This is a genomic window from Undibacterium hunanense, assembly GCF_014284335.1.
Classification (GTDB): domain Bacteria; phylum Pseudomonadota; class Gammaproteobacteria; order Burkholderiales; family Burkholderiaceae_D; genus Undibacterium; species Undibacterium hunanense.
The window spans coordinates 1-408 of sequence record NZ_JACOGF010000058.1 but is presented as its reverse complement, the minus strand read 5'-3'; the positions used below and the strand labels follow the sequence as shown (position 1 = coordinate 408).

1 protein-coding gene is annotated in these 408 nt (G+C 50.5%); it reads right to left on the bottom strand.

All coding sequences use genetic code 11. The annotated features are described in order from the left end of the window. Positions 1–408: hypothetical protein (locus H8L32_RS27305; RefSeq protein WP_222619528.1), on the bottom strand; the 408-nt coding region annotated here is incomplete at both ends.

Sequence of the window (408 nt, the reverse complement as noted above, 5' to 3'; positions counted from 1 at the left end):
AAGGCCGCGCCAGCTGCTGATGCTGCTGTTGCGATAGCTGCTGCCAGTGTGGATGTATCTGCACTAGCGATAGACAACAAGTTCAATGTTGTTGCTGCTGTGCCTGTCTTGAACACGTCAGCGCCAGATATCTTGAAGCCGGACACCGTATCAATAGCGGAGATCACAGAACCAGTAGTAATCGTATCAGCACCAGTTGCAACTGAAGACAGGTTGATCGTATCAACACCGCTACCACCAGTCACTGTGATAGCCGTGGAATTTGCACCGACCACAAAGATTGTTTGGCCGCCTGTACCCAGAACAACTGTATCAGCGAATGCGCCTTTAGCGTAGTTCAGTGTGACACCAGCACCGTTTTCGTTAGTGAAGATGTAGCCAGTTGCTGCAGAGCCAGTTACGTTCACT